The sequence below is a fragment of the Oceanihabitans sp. 2_MG-2023 genome (assembly GCF_030547245.1).
GTDB lineage: Bacteria > Bacteroidota > Bacteroidia > Flavobacteriales > Flavobacteriaceae > Oceanihabitans.
Window position 1 is genome coordinate 96,819 of the sequence record NZ_JAUOQT010000007.1, and the last position, 19,521, is coordinate 116,339.

At 30.6% G+C, this 19,521-nt stretch carries 18 protein-coding genes; 10 read left to right on the forward strand and 8 right to left on the reverse strand.

Annotated elements, in window-relative coordinates; translation table 11 throughout:
• The first annotated feature begins 120 nt into the window (after positions 1 to 120).
• From aroC to Q4512_RS14030, 8 genes are all read left to right on the forward strand, one after another.
• The gene (aroC, locus tag Q4512_RS13995) at positions 121 to 1,182 is read left to right on the forward strand and encodes a chorismate synthase (protein WP_303425762.1); all 1,062 of its coding nucleotides are present in this window, start codon (positions 121 to 123) and stop codon (positions 1,180 to 1,182) included.
• A gap of 176 nt (positions 1,183 to 1,358) precedes the next feature.
• Entirely contained in the window at positions 1,359 to 2,678 is a 1,320-nt protein-coding gene (locus tag Q4512_RS14000; RefSeq protein WP_303425764.1) for a dicarboxylate/amino acid:cation symporter, read from the forward strand.
• A 42-nt stretch (positions 2,679 to 2,720) separates the two neighbouring features.
• On the forward strand, positions 2,721 to 3,761 hold the full coding sequence (gene gshB, locus Q4512_RS14005; protein ID WP_303425766.1) for a glutathione synthase: 1,041 nt from the start codon (positions 2,721 to 2,723) through the stop codon (positions 3,759 to 3,761).
• Positions 3,762 to 3,785: 24 nt separating this feature from the next.
• Entirely contained in the window at positions 3,786 to 4,949 is a 1,164-nt protein-coding gene (locus Q4512_RS14010; RefSeq protein WP_303425768.1) for a sulfurtransferase, read from the forward strand.
• A gap of 1 nt (position 4,950) precedes the next feature.
• Complete coding sequence (locus Q4512_RS14015; protein WP_303425770.1) at positions 4,951 to 5,778, forward strand: N-formylglutamate amidohydrolase; 828 nt, start codon at positions 4,951 to 4,953, stop codon at positions 5,776 to 5,778.
• Between the two features lie 9 nt (positions 5,779 to 5,787).
• On the forward strand, positions 5,788 to 6,945 hold the full coding sequence (locus tag Q4512_RS14020) for a flavohemoglobin expression-modulating QEGLA motif protein (protein ID WP_303425771.1): 1,158 nt from the start codon (positions 5,788 to 5,790) through the stop codon (positions 6,943 to 6,945).
• Between the two features lie 123 nt (positions 6,946 to 7,068).
• Complete coding sequence (locus Q4512_RS14025) at positions 7,069 to 7,335, forward strand: hypothetical protein (protein ID WP_303425773.1); 267 nt, start codon at positions 7,069 to 7,071, stop codon at positions 7,333 to 7,335.
• Positions 7,336 to 7,370: 35 nt separating this feature from the next.
• Positions 7,371 to 7,745 (forward strand): hypothetical protein, encoded by a 375-nt coding sequence (locus tag Q4512_RS14030; protein ID WP_303425775.1) that lies wholly within the window; start codon positions 7,371 to 7,373, stop codon positions 7,743 to 7,745.
• Between the two features lie 3 nt (positions 7,746 to 7,748).
• Here Q4512_RS14030 and Q4512_RS14035 read toward each other — a convergent pair whose 3' ends face one another.
• Complete coding sequence (locus Q4512_RS14035) at positions 7,749 to 8,165, reverse strand: thiol-disulfide oxidoreductase DCC family protein (RefSeq protein ID WP_303425777.1); 417 nt, start codon at positions 8,163 to 8,165, stop codon at positions 7,749 to 7,751.
• A 31-nt stretch (positions 8,166 to 8,196) separates the two neighbouring features.
• The gene (locus Q4512_RS14040; RefSeq protein ID WP_303425779.1) at positions 8,197 to 10,362 is read right to left on the reverse strand and encodes an endonuclease MutS2; all 2,166 of its coding nucleotides are present in this window, start codon (positions 10,360 to 10,362) and stop codon (positions 8,197 to 8,199) included.
• Positions 10,363 to 10,516: 154 nt separating this feature from the next.
• Between Q4512_RS14040 and Q4512_RS14045 the strand changes: the two genes are divergently transcribed.
• On the forward strand, positions 10,517 to 11,455 hold the full coding sequence (locus tag Q4512_RS14045) for an alpha/beta fold hydrolase (RefSeq protein WP_303425781.1): 939 nt from the start codon (positions 10,517 to 10,519) through the stop codon (positions 11,453 to 11,455).
• A gap of 618 nt (positions 11,456 to 12,073) precedes the next feature.
• On the opposite strand, the gene Q4512_RS14050 is transcribed toward Q4512_RS14045, so the two are convergent.
• Complete coding sequence (locus tag Q4512_RS14050; RefSeq protein WP_303425782.1) at positions 12,074 to 12,772, reverse strand: LytTR family DNA-binding domain-containing protein; 699 nt, start codon at positions 12,770 to 12,772, stop codon at positions 12,074 to 12,076.
• The gene (locus Q4512_RS14055; protein WP_303425785.1) at positions 12,772 to 13,719 is read right to left on the reverse strand and encodes a sensor histidine kinase; all 948 of its coding nucleotides are present in this window, start codon (positions 13,717 to 13,719) and stop codon (positions 12,772 to 12,774) included. Before Q4512_RS14055 ends, Q4512_RS14050 begins: the two co-directional genes overlap by 1 nt.
• A 230-nt stretch (positions 13,720 to 13,949) precedes the next feature.
• Between Q4512_RS14055 and Q4512_RS14060 the strand changes: the two genes are divergently transcribed.
• Positions 13,950 to 15,038 (forward strand): serine hydrolase, encoded by a 1,089-nt coding sequence (locus tag Q4512_RS14060; protein WP_303425786.1) that lies wholly within the window; start codon positions 13,950 to 13,952, stop codon positions 15,036 to 15,038.
• A 207-nt stretch (positions 15,039 to 15,245) separates the two neighbouring features.
• Here the strand turns inward: Q4512_RS14060 and Q4512_RS14065 are convergent, their stop codons facing one another.
• The 4 genes from Q4512_RS14065 to Q4512_RS14080 form a co-directional block, all read right to left on the reverse strand.
• Positions 15,246 to 16,892, reverse strand: coding sequence for a serine hydrolase (locus tag Q4512_RS14065; protein ID WP_303425788.1), 1,647 nt, complete (start codon positions 16,890 to 16,892; stop codon positions 15,246 to 15,248).
• A 279-nt stretch (positions 16,893 to 17,171) separates the two neighbouring features.
• On the reverse strand, positions 17,172 to 17,366 hold the full coding sequence (locus Q4512_RS14070; RefSeq protein WP_303425790.1) for a hypothetical protein: 195 nt from the start codon (positions 17,364 to 17,366) through the stop codon (positions 17,172 to 17,174).
• 332 nt (positions 17,367 to 17,698) lie between these two features.
• Positions 17,699 to 18,418, reverse strand: a complete 720-nt coding sequence (locus Q4512_RS14075; protein ID WP_303425791.1) for a DUF6090 family protein — start codon at positions 18,416 to 18,418, stop codon at positions 17,699 to 17,701.
• A 165-nt stretch (positions 18,419 to 18,583) separates the two neighbouring features.
• Complete coding sequence (locus Q4512_RS14080; protein WP_303425792.1) at positions 18,584 to 19,378, reverse strand: T9SS type A sorting domain-containing protein; 795 nt, start codon at positions 19,376 to 19,378, stop codon at positions 18,584 to 18,586.
• Between the last annotated feature and the right edge of the window lie 143 nt (positions 19,379 to 19,521).

Genomic DNA, 19,521 nt, shown 5'->3' on the forward strand with positions numbered 1-19,521 from the left:
AAACTAAAATTAAGATAATATTATGAATCTTAACACATTAAAATATTGTTCTAATTATTTTTTTTATTTCTCTAATAATAGGTATACTTTAGCAACAAATAACATATTAGCAACAAAATAATGGCCGGAAATTCTTTTGGAAACATATTTAAAGTCACCACTTTTGGTGAATCTCATGGAGTAGCAATTGGTGGTGTAATCGATGGATGTCCATCTGGAATCGCATTAGATTTTAATGCTATTCAAAAGGAGCTAGACCGAAGAAAACCAGGTCAATCCATAATTGTAACACAACGTAAAGAACCAGATACAGTAGAGTTTTTTTCCGGAGTTTTTGAAGGATTAACTACTGGAACTCCCATTGGTTTTGTAATTAAAAATGCAAATCAGAAATCCAAAGATTACACACATATTAAAGAGGTATATCGACCAAGTCATGCAGATTATACATACGATAAAAAGTATGGTGTTCGCGATTATAGAGGTGGAGGGCGCAGTTCTGCTCGAGAAACCGCTTGTAGAGTCGTTGCAGGTGCAATTGCAAAGCAAGTACTTAAAAATATAAAAATAAATGCATTTACATCTTCGGTAGGTGAAATATTTATTGATAAACCGTATCAAGATTTAGACTTTTCTAAAACAGAAACTAATATTGTTCGCTGTCCAGACCAAGCTAGTGCCGACAAAATGATTGCTCGAATTAAAGAAATACGCAAAGAAGGAGATACCATTGGAGGTACAGTAACTTGCGTATTACAAAATGTTCCTGTAGGTTTAGGAGAACCGGTTTTCGATAGACTACACGCAGAACTTGGTAAAGCAATGCTATCTATAAATGCAGTAAAAGGATTCGAATATGGTAGCGGATTTTGTGGAGCTAAAATGAAAGGTAGTGCGCATAACGATATCTTTAATGCAGACGGAACTACGAAAACAAACCTGTCTGGCGGAATTCAAGGTGGAATTAGTAACGGAATGGACATCTATTTTCGAGTAGCTTTTAAACCAGTTGCAACTATCATGCAGAAACAACAAACTATAAATAGCAATGGTGAAATCGTTGAAATGCAAGGAAAAGGAAGACATGATCCTTGTGTGGTTCCTCGTGCAATACCAATTGTAGAAGCAATGGCAGCTTTGGTTTTAGCAGATTATTATTTGTTAAATAAAGTGAATAATTAGAAGCTTTTTCTCGCTTTCTGCTATATCTTTTTTTGCCACTTATTAAAGCAAAAAAAGGATGCCGCTTCAATCAAGGCTAGGCCAAGCAAGAACAATTGTCATTCCTACTAATTTTAGGGATTCCTAATAAAAATAGATGGTTAACTAAACAGATTTTACTTTCAGAAAAAAGATATATGAAAAAACTAGCACTACATTGGAAAATTATAATAGGAATGATCCTAGGTATTATTTTTGGATTTTTAATGAACACTATAGATGGAGGTAAAGGATTTGTAACCGATTGGATTGCTCCTTTTGGAACCATTTTTATAAATCTATTAAAATTAATTGCTGTACCACTAATTCTTGCATCGCTAATTAAAGGTATTTCCGATTTAAAAGATATTTCAAAAATTAAATCCATGGGTTTAAGAACCATTGGAATATATATAGGTACTACTTTAGTCGCAATTATAATAGGCTTAACTATTGTAAATTTAGTAAAGCCAGGAACAGGAATGCCTGCCGAAACTATAGAAAAAATCAAAACGACATACCAAGGGAATGCAGATATTATGATTGGTAAAGCAAAAATGACTAAAGATGCAGGACCATTACAAGCATTAGTAGATATTTTTCCAAGTAATATTTTCACCGCTTTAGGAGAAGCTAAAATGCTACAAGTTATCTTTTTTGCACTATTTGTAGGTATATGTTTATTACTTATCCCTAATAAAAAAGCAAAACCATTAGTCAAATTCTTTGATTCTTTAAATGAAGTAGTTATGAAAATGGTAGATCTAATTATGCTATTTGCTCCTTATGCAGTTTTTGCTTTACTAGCAAATGTTATTATTGCTTTCGATGACACAGAAATTCTTATTAAACTGCTTTGGTATGCACTTTGTGTATTTGGTGGGTTATTATTGATGATTGGTTTTTATTTAATTTTAATCAAGTTTGTGGTAAAAAAATCTCCACTTTGGTTTTTAAAAGAATTAAGTCCAGCACAATTATTAGCTTTTTCTACGAGCTCAAGTGCAGCAACACTTCCTGTAACCATGGAGCGTGTAGAAGAACATTTAGGGGTAGATAAAGAAGTCTCTGGGTTTGTTTTACCCGTTGGAGCTACTGTAAATATGGATGGAACCAGTTTATACCAAGGTATTGCAGCCGTATTTATAATGCAAGTTATTTGGCCAGAAGGATTAACTTTTACTAACCAATTAGTTATTATTGCCACTGCTTTACTAGCATCAATTGGTTCTGCTGCTGTACCAAGTGCAGGAATGGTAATGTTAGTAATTGTATTAGAATCTATTGGTTTTCCTGCCGAATTATTACCAATTGGACTAGCGCTAATATTTGCTGTAGATAGACCTCTAGATATGTGCAGAACTGTTGTTAATGTAACAGGAGATGCAACCGTATCTATGATTGTTGCAAAGTCTTTAGGGAAACTAGGAAAACCTAAAGTGAAAAACTGGGACGACAATTATGAACAAGTAAAATAATTTTTCTATTTTTAATTTACTAACCAAACAAAACGAATTATTATGAATGTTTGCTTTATAATGTATCCTTGGAGTGAAATTGATGCTGAAAACGATACAAGTTTAGCACTAATTAAAGAATGTGCAAAAAGAGGACACGGCGTTGCAATGTGTACACCTGCAAACCTTACCATTAGAGATAGTGTTACGAATGCTTTTTGTAATGTAATTGGTAGAATGGAAAAGGTACCATCCTCTTTAAAAGCATTTTATAATAAAGCTCAATTACGAGAAGAAATGTTACCTCTTGCTGGTTTTGATGCTATTTTTTTTAGAGCAAATCCGCCGTTAGATCCAATTATGCTTAATTTTCTAGACTCTGTAAAAGATGATGTATTTATTATAAATTCTTTGCAAGGAATGCGTGAAGCAAATAACAAACTCTATACCGCAGCTTTTGGTGATGCTCATAGTAATATTATACCAAATACTCACGTATCTAAAAATAAAGAATATCTAGTACAGCAGATTAAAGAATCTAAATCCGATAAAATGATTATCAAGCCATTAAATGGTTTTGGTGGGTCTGGAGTAATTTTAATAGAAAAATCTGCAATGAGTAATATTAATTCGCTACTAGATTTTTATATTAATAGTAATTCCGATGGTTCTTCTAATTATGTAATTCTTCAAGATTATATAGAAGGGGCAGACCAAGGAGATGTTCGTATATTATTACTTAATGGAGAACCAGTTGGTGCTATGAAACGTATTCCAGGTTCCGACGATCATCGATCTAATGTTTCTGCAGGAGGAAGTATTGCCAAACATTCGCTTACTAAAGCCGAAAAAGCATTATGCAAACAAATTGGACCAAAATTGGTGAAAGATGGGCTTTATTTTGTTGGTATCGATGTTATAGGAGGAAAACTTGTAGAAGTAAATGTGATGTCTCCAGGAGGAATCACATACATTAACAAAGTGTATAAAAGTAAAACTAAAGTAGAAGAACGTGTAATAGACTTTCTAGAAAGTAAAGTATTAGATAAACTACAAGCTTTCGATAGAAGATCCCGTTTACGTAAAACGGTAGATGAAGCATAGCGGTCTTCCGAAACTCCTTAATTTATGAATAATCTTATTATAGAAACACCTATAGTTTCAACAGCATGGTTACATGAAAAATTAAATGCTTCCAATCTGGTCATTTTAAATGGAACCATCCCAAAAATTGAAAAAGGAGTTGCTATTTTTCCGGAAGAAATACAAATACCAAACACACGCTTTTTCGATATAAAAAAGAAATTTAGCAATATAAACGATCAATTCCCAAGTGCTTTTCCTTCCGAAGAACAATTTACAAATTCTGCTCAAGAATTAGGGATAAATAAAGATACAGCAATTGTTGTATATGATGAAAAAGGAATTTACTCAAGCGCTAGAGTTTGGTGGTTATTTAAAGCTTTTGGTTATACCAATGTAGCAGTCTTGAATGGAGGTTTTCCAGAATGGAAACAAAATGATTTTCCAACAGAAATAAAACAAATTCACAAAGTAAAACAAGGTGATTTTGAAGCGAAGTTACAACCTGGTTATATGTTGTTTTTTCAAGATATTTTGAAGATTCAAGAAGATCAAAATTATACCATTTTAGATGCAAGAGCTACAGGTAGATTTTGTGGTGATATTCCAGAACCAAGAGAAGGGTTAAGAAGTGGAAGTATTCCAAATTCTAAAAATCTTCCTTTTGAAGATTTACTAGTAAACCATAAACTAGTATCTAAAGATAAAATTAAATCGATTTTTAAAAAAGTAACTTTAAATGAAGATAACCTCGTGTTCTCTTGTGGGTCAGGTATTACAGCTTGTGTTTTAGCACTAGGAGCCGAATTAATAGGTTATAAAAATATGTTGGTTTATGATGGTTCATGGACCGAATATGGAAGTTTAGTAAATAAAGAAAAAACTATGCATTGGACAAAAAATGAATTGGTTGCTTACACCTTATTATATGCTGCAAATTCTAATTTTGAAGAGGATAATAAAGAAAGAAATCTGATAATTGAAAAAGTAAATATGCAAACGTTTCAAAAAATTCATGATGAATTTGATGCGGATAATGACTACCAAAGCATACAGAAAATTCAAGCAGGATTAAAAGAACATCATTTTAATCAAGACGATGTAAATACATTACTGGCCGAAATAAAAAAGATGTTCTTTGCAGATGGTGAGTTTGATGTCTACGAACGTGCTATGTATAGAAGTTTAAGCAAATTATTAAGTGTATAAAATGCAAAAACTAACCATTGCACAAATTATTTCTAAAATTGAAGCCGAAGAATGCTTTCATGCAGTTGCTTCCGATTATTCTTTTACTTTAAAAATAGAAAGTTATGTACACTATGCTTGTGCAGCTGTACACGATGGACATCAATTTAGAAAAGAACTTTGGAATAATTGTTTGCATACAGCATATGAACGTTGGTACGAAGAAGACCCCGAAACCAAAAATATGGTGCAAACGCATCCTATTGTAATTGCAGGAATGGATTCTAGATTTGAATACGATTTAAATAGAACTCCTGAAACTGCAATTTATACTGATGCTTGGGGAAAACAGCTTTGGAAAAATCCACTTCCAGAAGCTATGAAAACTAAAAGCTTAGATAAACATACCAATTTTTATAAAGTAGTACATGCGCTTATTCAAAAGTTAGAAGAGAAATTTGGCCTTTGTGTAGTTTACGATATGCACAGCTACAACTGGAAACGTTGGGATAGGGAAGTACCAACATGGAATTTAGGTACATCGAATCTAGATACTAATAGATTTGAGGAAACTATCGAGTCTTGGCGAAAAAGTCTTAGCGAAATGAAACTGCCAAATGCTATAAAAAGTAGCTCTAAAATTAACGATACTTTTCAAGGCAATGGTTATTTTTTAAAATATATTACCAATAGCTTTAATAATACATTAGTTTTGGCAACCGAAATTGCTAAAGTGTATTGTGATGAGCAAAACTATATAATGTATCCAGAAGTGGTTGCTGCTGTAGAAAACGAATTACAAACTAGGCTAACAGAACACGCAACAGCATTTTATAAAAAATACAGATAGTTTCCATTTATGAATGCAGCAAATACAGATACTAAAAATTTACTTAAAATAGACAGTAGAATTGACGAGCTTGTAAAAAAAATAGAGCTCTTAAGCTATGTAAACCCTACAAATATTGAAGCAGAAAAGGAACGTTTCTTTTCTAGTAAATATTTAACAGATCCTATATTTACTTATCCAACAATAAATTTTGATCGTTTTAAATTACATCGTGAATTATTCGCGCAACCCATTGAACAAATTGAAGATAAAGAAATAAGAGCTTTATACGAAGATATTATTTATGCATATTCTGGCCTTATTAAGTGCATTGAAACTATTGGTGAAGGAAGAAAATTTTATTATAATTCGCTACATTCCTTTGGAACACCAACAGAAGACGATGTAGAAAACGCAAAATTTATACTTCATTTTGATGAGGAAGATGAAAAAGACGAACAATTTCTTCCTAAGTATACGATCGAAGAAACAGAACAAAAATTTCGAGATTATTCTACACGATACGATTTTACTTACCACATAAAGCTTTCCAATAAAATGAGCGCTATCGCTATGGTTTTAAACAATATACAAACCTTAGTGATCAATGAAAATCATACGTTTTCTGAAAATGAAATTGCAGTATTAACCAATCATGAAATTGGTGTACATATGGTTACAGCTATGAATGGTTTATTGCATCCGTTGAAGATATTTTCACATGGTTTTCCTAATTATGAAGAAACGCAAGAAGGATTGGCTGTTTTTTCTGAATACATGAGTAATAATTTAACAGTAAGAAGATTAAAAGAACTGGCTTATCGTGTAATTGCGGTAGATAGTTTGGCTAAAGGGTATTCGTTTTCAAGAACTTTTAGGCAACTTCATAATCAATATGATTTAGATAGAGAAACCGCATTTTACATTACTGTTAGAGCGCATCGTGGAGGAGGGTTTACTAAAGATTATTTGTATTTAACTGGCCTAAAAAAAATATACAACTACTACAAGCAAGGTAAAGATTTAAAATTTTTACTCACAGGAAAAATCTCTTTAGCATATTTAGAGCCTATACAATCCTTACATAATAAAGGGTTTGCTGTTCCTGTTAAACATATAACAGATTCTTATTTGCAAAACAAAAACACAAATAAAACCATAGATTTTATTTTAGATAGTTTAAAATAGTATAGTTGTTTATCGGTTTTTTTTGCATTCTTTATTTTCTTATCTAATATACTTGTTCTATATCGAGTTAATTTTTTAGTATTCAATACTAAACATACATTTGACTAATAAATTTAAGGTCTCATGAAACTTGTATCAACCCTCTTTTTGGTTACTTTTTCTTTTTTTACTACAATTGCTCAAGAAAGTGAATTAGTAAACGAATTAAAAGTTTATACAATAACAACAGAAAATATATCTATTAAAACTATAGATACATTAGAATTATCTTTTATTGTAGATCAAAAATCAATAGCAAGAAAGAAATCCTATAAATACATTATTGAAAACACACTTTCTGGAAGAAAACATTTAATTTTTAAAAGAAAGAGAAGTAATAAACTTTGCTAATTATACACGATTCCCCAATCTAATAACCTGCTGAAATGAAAAAAAATATCGCTTTAAATCTTATTGTAGTATTAACGGTGCTTTCTACTTTGTTTTCTTGCAGTACAGATGCTGATGATAATTTTAATGAAACAAATACATTAGTTGGTGTTTGGCAACGTATAGACTCTAATGATAGTTTTGAAAATAAATTTGTTTTTTATGCAGATAATTCTGGGATTAAAATAACTTCGGAAACGTATGATAATGCAACAGCCATTTCTAATGCAATTTCTTTAGAATGGAGTTCTGCAAACAACTATTTATCCTTATTAATGAATGAAGAAATAAGCACACCTTATTCTTTTAATGAAGATGGACAGCTTATTCTAAGTAATATTTCTGAAATTCCTTTTACTAGAATAGACTAGTAGTTAGCCTAAAAACTTCCCTTTTAATTCAGGTGTTGGTATCATACAAGATTCTTTTTTACCATACCATCTATATCTATTTTTTGCAATATAATTGTAAACGCCATTTCGTATAAATGTGGGAACAATTAAAAAAACCACCAATATATTATTAGGAAAGCCTAAATGTTTTGCAATATATAATGCAGCTGTAGATTTAACTTTTAATCCATTTTCTTCAGAGTAGAGTAGTATCGAATCGGTTTTTACGGTATCGATATTGTATTTTTCTATAATACTTTTACCAATATCACTTTGCAGTGCAGCAAAACGAAATACATCTTTTTTATCCTGTTTAATTACATATTGCACAGTGCTGTTGCATAAGTTACAAACACCATCAAATAAAATTAAATGCTTATGTTTAGGTAAATTGTTCATTTATATTCTAATCGTATTCTAAAAATTAAAACTATTTTATTGCTTCTACTAGTTCTAGTTGTTCTATACTAACATTAGTCGTAAAAATACCATAATTTACTACAGCTTTATTTTTTTCAATTTTATCAATACTTCCAACAGCACGACCATCTTCCATACGAACGCGATCACCAACTTTTAAAATGGCTTTAGGTTTTTCTGGTACAATAGCTTTTTTCTTGGCTTCCTTTTTCTTTTTTCTAATGACTTCTACTTTCTTTTCCGCTTCTTTTTTTACTTGAGTTTCTTTTGCTTTTATCACTTTTTTCTGCTTCGCAGAAACCTTCTTTCGCTTCGAATTTTCAATCTGAACCAGTTTAAACAATTCAGCCATTAAAGCTTTCTTTTGTTTATTATCGAAGAATTTTTCAGCCAAATCATTTACTTTTTGACCTAGATAAATTAAGCGTTGATTGCTATCATAAAGTTCTTGATAGTTCTCTAGTTTTTTTTGCACTTTCGCATTAATCTCTTCTAGCTTATCTGCTTCCGCAAGTTTTTTCTTTTCGTTTTCTTTTAAGGACTGCCCAGTTTTTTCTAGTTTGCTTCGTTCTTTTTGAAGCTTTGCAATGGTAGCATCAAAGCGCACTTTACCACGTTCGATCTTCTTTTTCGATCTGTTTATTAAACTATACGGAATACCATTTTTCTGTGCTACTTCAAAAGTAAACGAGCTTCCTGCATTACCAACTACCAATTTATAAATTGGCTCTAAACTTTTTTCATCAAAAAGCATATTGGCATTTTGCATATTAGGCATTTCGTTGGCCAACAATTTTAAATTAGAATAATGCGTGGTTATAATCCCAAAGGCTTCTCGATGGTAAAACTCTTCCAAAAAGGTTTCGGCTAAAGCACCACCAAGTTCTGGATCGGAACCGGTTCCAAATTCATCAATTAAAAAAAGTGTGTTTTTATTACACTTTCTTAAAAAATAATTCATCTGTTTTAGTCGGTAACTATACGTACTTAAATGATTTTCTATAGATTGGTTATCGCCAATATCACTTAGGACTCTATCAAACAAACATGCAGAACTACGTTCATGCACAGGAATTAGCATGCCGCTTTGCAACATAACTTGTAATAAGCCAACGGTTTTAAGCGTAATACTTTTACCTCCAGCATTAGGACCAGAAATAACAATAATTCTACTATCTTGTTTTAATTCTATGGTCTGCGGAAATGTTTTTTCTTTCTTTTCTTTATTATTTAAAAACAATAAAGGATGATATGCATCTCGTAAATATAATTTTCTATCGGTATTTATTTCCGGAAGAATAGCATCCATAGATCTTGCATATTTGGCTTTTGCTGAAATCACATCGATATCGATTAAAAAGGCTTGATACTTTTCTAATAAAGGTAAAAAAGGTCTTATAAAATTGGTTAACTCTTTTAGGATTCTAACAATTTCTTCCGCTTCTTCAAACTCTAAATTATTCAGTTCTCTGGTGTGTCTTAAAGTCGCTTCTGGTTCAATGTAAACAATACTTCCTGTTTTACTGCTTCCCATGATAGCACCTTTCACTTTACGTCTGTACATCGCTTTTACTGCAAGTACGCGTTTGTTTTCTACAACCGATTCGCGAATATCATCTAAATAATCTAATTGGTGATACTGGTTTAAAGCAGAAGTAAAACTGCCATTTATTTTACCTTTTAGTTTATTTATACTTTGTCTTATTTCATAGAGTAGTGCAGAAGCATCATCTTTTATGTCTCCAAAACGGTCTACATTTGCATCTACTCTTTCAATAATTTCTTTGGTAACTTCTATATAAAAAGCAAAGTCATTAAGTTTAGGGTAGTATTCTTTAAATTTTTTAAGAAAGGTTACTATTTCATTACAAGTTAAAGAAATGGAAACTATCTTTTTTAAGCTATGTATTTCTAAAAAAGTATTTTCAATTTTTAGCAGTTTTAATTCTTTCGTAATCGTATCAAAACCATGATTTGGTATTCTATTATCATTATGAAATGAAGATAAATATTCGTCAACAAGTTGCAGGGCTAATACTAAGTCTTCTTTCGTTTTATAAGGTGTTATTTTTAAAGTTTCAGCATTACCCAAAGGCGTAATACAAAGTTCGCTTACTTGTTGTAAAACGGTTGAAAACTCTAAATCTTGTAATGTTTTTTCGTGAATATGAATCATAATATTTTCCACGAATGTGGAAATCTTCCTTTTGCTTTAATAAATACTTTTTTAAGAATAACAAAGTTAGGGATAATGTTTTAAAATAACACACTAACTAGCTAATGTTAGTTGTATTTATAGTTAGCTTTGCACGAACTAATAATTTAACTAAATGAAACCATTTTTAGTACTAGTGTTTTCGGTTTTACTTTTTAATTGTTCAGACGAATATAAAAAGTTTAAAAAAACACCAGATTATATTACGAATGCAAATATTTCGGATAAAGCTTATTTTGAAGCCTATAACGAAACCCTAAAATTATGGGATGTTGCTTTTGAAGAATTATACATTCCTACCACAGATGGCGTTGCACATGTACTAGTTAGCGGACCAGAAAACGGAGAACCTATAGTTTTATTACATGGCATGAACGCGAGTTCTACCATGTGGTATCCAAATATTAAAGCGCTTAGTAGTAACCATCGGGTGTATGCTATAGATTTTATATTAGAGCCAGGAAAGTCTTTATTGTACACCGATTTAGAGAGCGTAGACCAGGTAATCGATTGGTACCAAGAAGTTTTCTTTGCTTTAAAATTAGAGAACTTTCATGTAATTGGTGCTTCAAGAGGCGGTTGGTTAGCAGTAAACTTGGCTTTAGACAACCAGAAAAGTATTAAAAGCATGGTGTTATTAAGTCCTGCGCAAACCTTTACTTGGATTAAACCAAGTGTGGATTTATTTAAAAATATAGTGACACTACTTTCGTCTAAAGAAAAACGCATAGCTCAAAGCCTAGAAAGCATGTCTAGTAATGTACCTAATATTAGCAAAGCTTATTTAGAGCAATATTATATCGCTACCGAAAAAGATTCGGTGAACCAATTTATGTCGCGCATGCAACCATTTTCTAACGACGAATTAAAATCTTTACAAATGCCAGTGTTGGTATTAATTGGTGATGATGATATGATTAATGAAAAACGCACCATAGAAATTGCCAAAATGCTACCACAAGGAAAAGGAGAAATTATAGAAAATGCAGGACATTTTTTATCTATCGATCAAGCGGAAATAGTAAATGCCAAGATGTTGGGGTTTTTGGAGTAGGTTAGGAGGTATTTGTTGTATATGGTGGTGTAAAGGATTTCCTCAAACCCTTTGCAAGAATCTTTATTGTGTTTTATTTCAGTTGCCAAGCGCTTTCTGTATATAGGTGTACATCTGAATCTAAAAGATTATTTTTTTCCAATATTGTTTCATCAATTAAATTTGTGAATAGAGCATATATATTGTGTGTAATGTAATTGCGTTGCTTTGTAATTAACTCTAATGATATAACCATATTTTGGTCAAATAACTTATTATCTTTTCCTATTCTTATTAGAGTTCCAAGAGTTGCTTTTTTATAATTACCTCTAACTCCATTTTGCGTCAGAAATATTATTAATTCTGCTTCTAGTTTTCCTGAAGCTAAGCAACTTTTCCTAATTCAGATGTAAATTCTTCTGAATTCATAAGTAAATTATAGAACATTATTCCTTCTGTCGGCTCTCCTGTGTACATGGGATTTGTCAAATTACACAACGGTTTGTGTATGGTTAGTTGCGGAAAAACAGTTAGGATTTTCCAGCGTACTACGAAGTGAATTAATTCAAGTGAATTTCCTGCGAGGAAATTCCGTAGCAATTAATTATACACGTTGTTGTAGCACGTTTTTAAATAATTTTATTTTATTAATCGATTTACATTAAGCTTATACATTTTGCCTATTGGAATTTTATGATCCTGAATAAGTATTCTATTGCCTTCAATTAGTACTATTTTATCAATTGAAATAATAAACGATTTATGTACTCTTATAAATTGATTTTCAGGCAAATTATGAGTAAAGGATGTTAAGGTTTGATGTGAAACGATAATTCTATCAATCATATTTATTTTTACATAATTTCCATAGGCTTCTATAAATAGAATGTCATTAAGTTTAATCTGATAGTATTTTTTATCTTCTTTTATAAATATTTTAGCGTCTTCATTATTTTCTGAATTTTGTATTGATATGGATTTATTAGCCAATGCATCAGAAATTTTACTAACAGATTTTACAAAACGACTAAAATTAAATGGCTTTAATAAATAATCGTCAATATTCAACTCATAACCTTCTAAAGCAAATTCTTCATAGGCTGTGGTAATGATTATCTTTGGCTGATTAGAAAGTGTTTTTAAAAACTCTAAACCAGAAAGTTTAGGCATATTAATATCTAAAAAGATAAGGTCAATAGAATGTTTATTTAAATACTCAAGAGCTTCAAAAGCATTATAACAACTTTTTTGAAAGGATAAATACGACAGATTACTCGCATAATCTTTAATATTATCATGTGAGGCTGTCTCATCGTCTACAATTATATATTTTATCATTACTTAATTATTTCTAAGGTTGTTGTATAGATGTTTTCTTCCATACTATTACACAGTTTATGGCTATTTGGATATATTAAATTTAATCGATCTTTTAAATTTTTCAGTCCAATGCCTTCATTTTCTGAAATGTCTTCAGTATCATAATTATTTTTAACGGTGAAACTTATTTTAGTATCATCTTCAATAAGTTTTACATGAACAAATGCATTTTCAGTTGCCCTTTCAACACCATGCTTAAAGGCGTTTTCTAATAAGATGATAAACAGTAAAGGCGCTACACTTGTATCTGAATTTTTAATCGTTTTTTCAAAATTAACATCAATATCTTTATGGTATCTAGCCGTTTGCAAATCAATAAAATTTATTAAATAGTTTACTTCCTCTTTTAGTTTTACACTTTCTTTCCCGCTATCGTAAATGGTAAATCGCATTAAATCTGATAATTTTAAAACATAGTCTTGAGCAGCATCAGCATCTTTCTTTATTAAGGAATATAAATTGTTTAATGTATTAAAGAAAAAATGTGGGTTTATTTGATTTTTTAAAAGCATCAGTTCTGCTTCTAATTTATCACTTTTAAGTTTCTGAATGCCTTTTCGGTATTTAAAGATCCAATAGAAAATCAAATAGAATATTTCAATCGACAAAAGAATTCTAATCGCATTAGTAAAAAATCCATCAGTTCCTGTAGTTATTTGAACTCCGTATACTAATAAGGGAATACTAATTCCGAAGAAAAGATATTTTAGGGTTGGATTAGTAGCTCCAAATTTTATCTTTTCAGTTTGAAAGAGATAATATAAAATTGTGTAAAAGACTGTTAATCCCAATAATCCAGATAGAACTGTAAATATTTCGCTTTGGGCGTTTCTTAAAATCACCATTAATACAATAATGATTCCAGATAAAATAGCAGAAAGTTTAAATAGTTTTTTGTGTGTCATGTTTTCTAATTGTTTATGATTTTGACACAAATCTATATTGCATATTCAAGGTTACAATTTTTATTTTATGAACGTCTCTTATCATATTGTAAGCGTATCAAATTTATTGATAAAGATACTTTAAATATCATAATGAGTTGATTACCATTTGATACGTTAACTTAATCAAAATAATTCTAAATGACGAATATTCAGTTCTAGGTTTGCATCGAATTTAAAACTAAATACATATGAAAACTTTAATTACAATTATTACAATCGCATTATCGACCTTATCCGTAAATGCACAAATGACAGCTGAAAGAGAGCTACAAAAAGCTTTAGATGAATCTACAGCTATTGCTTTGAAAGAGCATAATGTTCCTGGTATGGCAATCGCAATTATTAAAAATGATCAAGTGATTATTAAAAAAGGATATGGATTTTCTGATATAAAAAGCGGAGAAGCAGTTAACAGTACAACAGGCTTTAATATAGGATCTATATCAAAAATGTTTACCGCTTGGGGAATTATGAAATTAGTAGAAGAAGAAAGACTTCGATTAGATGCTCCTGCTTCCAATTATATTTCAGGGTGGAAATTGCCAGCTAGTGAGTTTGATGCTAATAAAGTAACCATTAGAAATTTATTACAGCATACAGCTGGTTTATCTGTGCATGGTTATAATGGGTATGAATCTAAAAATGAATTAACATCCGTTAGGCAATCACTATCGGGAACTTCCAATCCAGATGAAGCCGTAAAGCTTATTATGGAGCCAGAAAGTAAATGGCAGTATTCTGGTGGAGGCTATTCTATTTTGCAGCTAGTTATTGAAGAGGTGACTGGTAAATCGTTTGCAGATTATATGCAAAAAAACATATTTAAGCCTTTAAAAATGAAACATACAAGTTTCGATATCAATAAAAAGATATTAAAAAACTCTTCTAAAGCGTATGATGAAGAAGCAAAGGAAATTCCGTTGCGCCTTTTTAATGCGCAAGCAGCAGCGGGTTTACATACAACCATAGATGATCTAATTCTATTTGCAAAAGCATCATTTTCAAGAAACCCTGTATTATCTAAAAAAAGTATTTCACTTTTAACTGCACCAACTGAAATATCAAATGGAAATTATGGAATGGGTTATATGGAGATGAATCGTTTTGGAGATTTCACATTGAACGGTCATGGAGGTTCTAACGAAGGTTGGCATTCTGGTTTCATGCTCGATTTTAAATCAAAATCTGGTATTATTATACTTACCAATGGCTCTAATGGAAGGAATGTCTTATTTGGAAGTATGAAAGATTGGGCTCAATGGCATGGAAGTAACTAATTATATTTCTTTTTATTTAAGCAGTGAATGACTAATCTAGAGGCATTCACTGTTTTTACGCGTAATGTGCTACAACGGTCTTATATATGAAAAGTAGCGGATTTTATGCACTAACTTTTCGGATTGGTACTGACTTTAAATTTATGAAAATCAATTTGAATTAAGGACTTAAACCGCCATTTTTTATATACGTTGTTAGCCATAGTTTTATATCTTTTCAAATTCTAATCCCATAATTTTCATTGAAACAATTTTTCCACCCTTATTTCTTAAGAACTGAATTGGGTAGTTTGGAATATTAAATAGGTCTTTAGATAATGTATCTATTTCAGCGCTATATGCTCCTTTTCCATAATAAAATTGCAACGCACCATTTTCAAATTTAATTTCTTTAGCTACTTGTAAACTCTTATTTAAATAAATGCCTTCAAGTTCTTTTAATTCTAATTCTGTATGCTCATAGGGTTCAAGTTCTTTGAAAATCCAAGGTTTTTCATTTTCGTTTGCATAAAACTTGTATTGCTTGTTATTGGCTTGAACATCAAATTCCATAATTATGCCGTCCATCAAAAACTTTTGATTATCAAGAGGCTTTAATTTTCCTATTTCTTCTCCATCAGCTGTTGTTAGGACTAATTCTTTGTTCTTTAGTTTAATAATTCCAGTTTTTACATCTTCATATTCATTACCCAAAAAGATGTAATTCCCCTCATATTTTTTAAGGACATCATTGGGCAGTTCAATAATTGTATTCTCTTGTTCTTGATTCGTGTCAATTTCCTTTTCACTTGGAATGTATAAATCCACAAGTTGAAAAAATCGGTCTTCGAAGTCTTCTTCAAAAGTGTTTTGTGTAGTAAAAATTGCAATATCTAATTCCGGAAAGTATAAATATTTAGAAACGAAGCCTCCCATAATCATACCGTCAAATCCCATAGCAAAATAACCATTATGTGTTTCAAATTCAACTCCTAAACCATAGTCAATTATGGTTCCATCATTTAGCTTCGCTTTAGTTTGCATTTTCTTCCACAAATAAGGTGTGCCAATGGTTGCATTTCGCATACCTTGATGCCATTTAAACATATCTTTTGGTGTAGTCAAAATTTGACCATCTCCATTGTAGATTGCAGAGTGCAAATGCATTTTGTAGTAAGCATCATCATCTTCAATATATCCTATAGCTCTATTTTTTATTATGGTGTACGTACTATTTTTCTTGATGGTACTTTCCATTTTCAGTGGTGAAAAAATATGCTCTTGTAGATATTCTATGAAAGATTTTTCTGATACTTTTTCAATAATATCAGCAAGTAAAATGTAGTTTACGTTGGTATATTCAAAATACTCACCTGGTTTAAAGTTGAGTTCTTTTAAATTTACTATTATATTGCTAACTCTTGTTTGTGTGAGTAAATCGTTAAAAGACAAATCTGTTAAATGGAAATATGGGTCTACTTCGGGTATTCCGCTTGTTTGATTTAGCAATTGCTCAATTGTTGGGTCTCCTTTTTTATATCGAGGTAGGTTGTCGATATATTTGTAAGCAGGCTCTTTTGTAGATAATTTCCCTTCATTTTCTAATAATAAAATTGCTGCTGCTGTAAATTGCTTCGCAATTGAACCAATATCAAATACAGTTTCATTTGTAATAGGAATATTATAATCAAGATTTGAATTTCCGTACTGTTTTTCAAGTATAATTTCATCTCCTTTAAATACGGCTATTGAAAATCCAGGTGAATTTTCGTCTACTTGGTACAAGTCATCTATTTTAGGTTGAAGGTTTTGAGCATACCCCAAATTTGAAATTAGTAGAGCTAAAATGATAAATACAAGTTGTTTTTCGGTCATATTTTTTCTTTCTCTAAAGACTCAATTAAATTCTTATTGTTACAGTTGATGAGTGAGTTTATTATAGCTAACTCGTTATATAATAACTAAAGTCTCTTTTATTCATTAATAAAACACTTTTAATCTAAAAGATAGTAAAACGAAACTCACCATTAATGCGCTAATCTACAATACGTAGTAATACGTATTTTTTTGCAAATTTTTTCATTTTCCATGGCGTGCACTTTTCTATAAGGAGCACCATTTCGTTTGCGTTAATAATTCCGAAATTTATTTTAGCTATTCTGTTTTTTTATTGTCAATATATTTCATTAACAATCCTAATAACAAACCAGAAATTAGAGAAAGTATTATTTTTTTTCCAATTCCGTCGAAAGTGAAATCACCAGCTAAAAAATCAATAGCACTGTTTGAAATTAGTACAAAAATTCCAAAAATTATGCCTTTGTAATACCAATTTAATTTTGTCATCATCTTTATATGAGTTAGTTTACTTTGTTTTCAATGCATGGCAATTAGTTATATAATAACTAAAGGCCCTATTATTTATTAATAAAACGTTTTTAGTCTAAAAGTCAGTAAAGTAAATTTACCATTTAACCCGCTAATGTACAATACGTAGTACTACGTATATTTCGTAAAGATATTCACAGTACTTTGCTTGACGAAGGTATAACAAGACTTCGTAATCTTCTTACGGGAAACCGTATAGGCAAGCAGAAAATCGGCGAAGACTTTTATACGTAGGCGAGAAGCTAGTAATTAGTATATGTGTGGTTGTGCTTTCGTTATTTTTAACTCAGCTATTATTTTAATTCTTTGTCGATTTGAGAAATAATATCCATAAGACTTTCTTGGTTTATGACAAATGTTCTCCAATAATAAAAATTCTTTGATTCGAAATAAATATTAAGATCAGCAATTAAATTTTCATCCGTTAAATCACTAAGGTTTTTATATGGCTTATAAGTTAATATAGGAGCATATTTATAATTTAAATCCGATGAACCTTGTCTTAAGATTTCAAATAAATTTTCATTGGTAGGTGCATTAAAAGTATAGAACCTTTGAATATTTGAGTATAAGGTGTCATTTATTATAAGGTCAGAATTGCCATCAGCAATCATTGCATCGTATGCACTTGTGTTGGATCGAAAAGGCATATCATATCCAAATAACTCCGAATAAGATATTTTGCTAATAGTATCAAATTCGGCAAAGGAAGTTATTTCTTTGCGAGGATTAAATGAAGGTAAAACCTTTTTAAAGTACATAATCTCTCTTCCCCAATAAGGTTTTAATTCTTCGATTAACTCTAAATCTTTAAACATATCCGAACGAATTTCTTTCAAAATAGTGGTAGCTTTCCGTTTGCTCTTTTGAACTTCATTCCAATTATTAATCTGCAATGCAATCAAAATTCCAATTACCACCAATAGAATTTCGCCAATAGCATAAACCAGATATTTGCTGAATTTATTTTCGATCAGCATTTTTTGTCTAATTTTTCTAAAGAATTTTAGCATTGGTTAGCGGTTTTTTATAATGAAGCACAACGTTAGGTATATGAAAAGTAGCAGAGCAATAATGCTTTTATTTTCAGTTTAGCAATAAAATAGTAGAAAAGCACAAACTTTGTAGTTTGCACTTAACTACTATTTTTTATATACTTTGTTAGCAAACGTTGTGTTTTATTCTTTTAAAAATTTAATTGTATCTCCGTTTTCAAATTTTAAGAAGTATAATCCATTAGAATAGTTGCTAACGTCAATTTTTTTATTAGTATTAATACTTCCTTTTGAAATTTCTGAACCAATAACATTATAAATTCTATAATTTTCTGATTTAGTCAATCCTTGAATTTGTATATAGTCAACGGAAGGATTTGGAAATATTTTTACTGATTTTTTAATGATAATATCATTAGTTGATAAATCATTGTTAGTGGTAAAAGCAATTTCCGAAAAAGAAGTGAAATTTTGACCGTGGAAATTACTGAGCACTTCCATTCTAATATGTGTTACACTTACACTGTTAAATGTATTAGTTATAGCAAGGATTTCATCAGTAATTGTATTTAAATAACTATTTTGAGTGTATGATGTCGGTCCTCCAATTATTTCTGAATAATTAACGCCATCAGTTGATGAATAAAATTTAACAGTATTTACTCCATCATCTGTATAGATAGCAGGAGGATTAACTCCAGCGTTCCAAAAAATTATACCATCAATAGTATATGTACCTCCTAAATCAAAATCAAAAACTGGGTTTTGACAATTACAGGCAAATGAATTTGATGTAGTTGCACCACTATGGTTAGTTGTTGGGTCTGACACGTCAACCAAGCCTGTTTGATCGTATGATGCATTTAAACTTCCTGTAATACTTGTTGCAGTAGTAGTGGCTGAAATGGGATTGATAACTTGCGAAAATGATAATTTAAATGATAATGCAAAAAAAATAAAAATGTAAACTTGTTTCATTTGTTAAATAATTTAATTGTAATATTTGTTTTTAATGTTTGCTAACTCATTATATAATAAATTAAGTTGCTATTTTTATTAGTAAAGCGCTTTTAGTCCAAAAGTTAGCAAAACGAAACTACCAATTAACGCGCTAATGTACA

Bases quoted from the DNA above. Each gene is read 5' to 3' on its own strand.
- Q4512_RS14010 (WP_303425768.1), top strand. From the start codon at position 3,786: ATGAATAATCTTATTATAGAAACACCTATAGTTTCAACAGCATGGTTA.
- Q4512_RS14080 (WP_303425792.1), bottom strand. From the start codon at position 19,378: ATGAAACAAGTTTACATTTTTATTTTTTTTGCATTATCATTTAAATTA.
- Q4512_RS14035 (WP_303425777.1), bottom strand. From the start codon at position 8,165: ATGAACAATTTACCTAAACATAAGCATTTAATTTTATTTGATGGTGTT.
- Q4512_RS14045 (WP_303425781.1), top strand. From the start codon at position 10,517: ATGAAACCATTTTTAGTACTAGTGTTTTCGGTTTTACTTTTTAATTGT.
- Q4512_RS14025 (WP_303425773.1), top strand. From the start codon at position 7,069: ATGAAACTTGTATCAACCCTCTTTTTGGTTACTTTTTCTTTTTTTACT.
- gshB (WP_303425766.1), top strand. From the start codon at position 2,721: ATGAATGTTTGCTTTATAATGTATCCTTGGAGTGAAATTGATGCTGAA.
- Q4512_RS14075 (WP_303425791.1), bottom strand. From the start codon at position 18,418: ATGCTAAAATTCTTTAGAAAAATTAGACAAAAAATGCTGATCGAAAAT.
- Q4512_RS14040 (WP_303425779.1), bottom strand. From the start codon at position 10,362: ATGATTCATATTCACGAAAAAACATTACAAGATTTAGAGTTTTCAACC.
- Q4512_RS14050 (WP_303425782.1), bottom strand. From the start codon at position 12,772: ATGATAAAATATATAATTGTAGACGATGAGACAGCCTCACATGATAAT.
- Q4512_RS14060 (WP_303425786.1), top strand. From the start codon at position 13,950: ATGAAAACTTTAATTACAATTATTACAATCGCATTATCGACCTTATCC.
- Q4512_RS14065 (WP_303425788.1), bottom strand. From the start codon at position 16,892: ATGACCGAAAAACAACTTGTATTTATCATTTTAGCTCTACTAATTTCA.
- Q4512_RS14030 (WP_303425775.1), top strand. From the start codon at position 7,371: ATGAAAAAAAATATCGCTTTAAATCTTATTGTAGTATTAACGGTGCTT.
- Q4512_RS14015 (WP_303425770.1), top strand. From the start codon at position 4,951: ATGCAAAAACTAACCATTGCACAAATTATTTCTAAAATTGAAGCCGAA.
- Q4512_RS14070 (WP_303425790.1), bottom strand. From the start codon at position 17,366: ATGATGACAAAATTAAATTGGTATTACAAAGGCATAATTTTTGGAATT.
- aroC (WP_303425762.1), top strand. From the start codon at position 121: ATGGCCGGAAATTCTTTTGGAAACATATTTAAAGTCACCACTTTTGGT.
- Q4512_RS14020 (WP_303425771.1), top strand. From the start codon at position 5,788: ATGAATGCAGCAAATACAGATACTAAAAATTTACTTAAAATAGACAGT.
- Q4512_RS14000 (WP_303425764.1), top strand. From the start codon at position 1,359: ATGAAAAAACTAGCACTACATTGGAAAATTATAATAGGAATGATCCTA.
- Q4512_RS14055 (WP_303425785.1), bottom strand. From the start codon at position 13,719: ATGACACACAAAAAACTATTTAAACTTTCTGCTATTTTATCTGGAATC.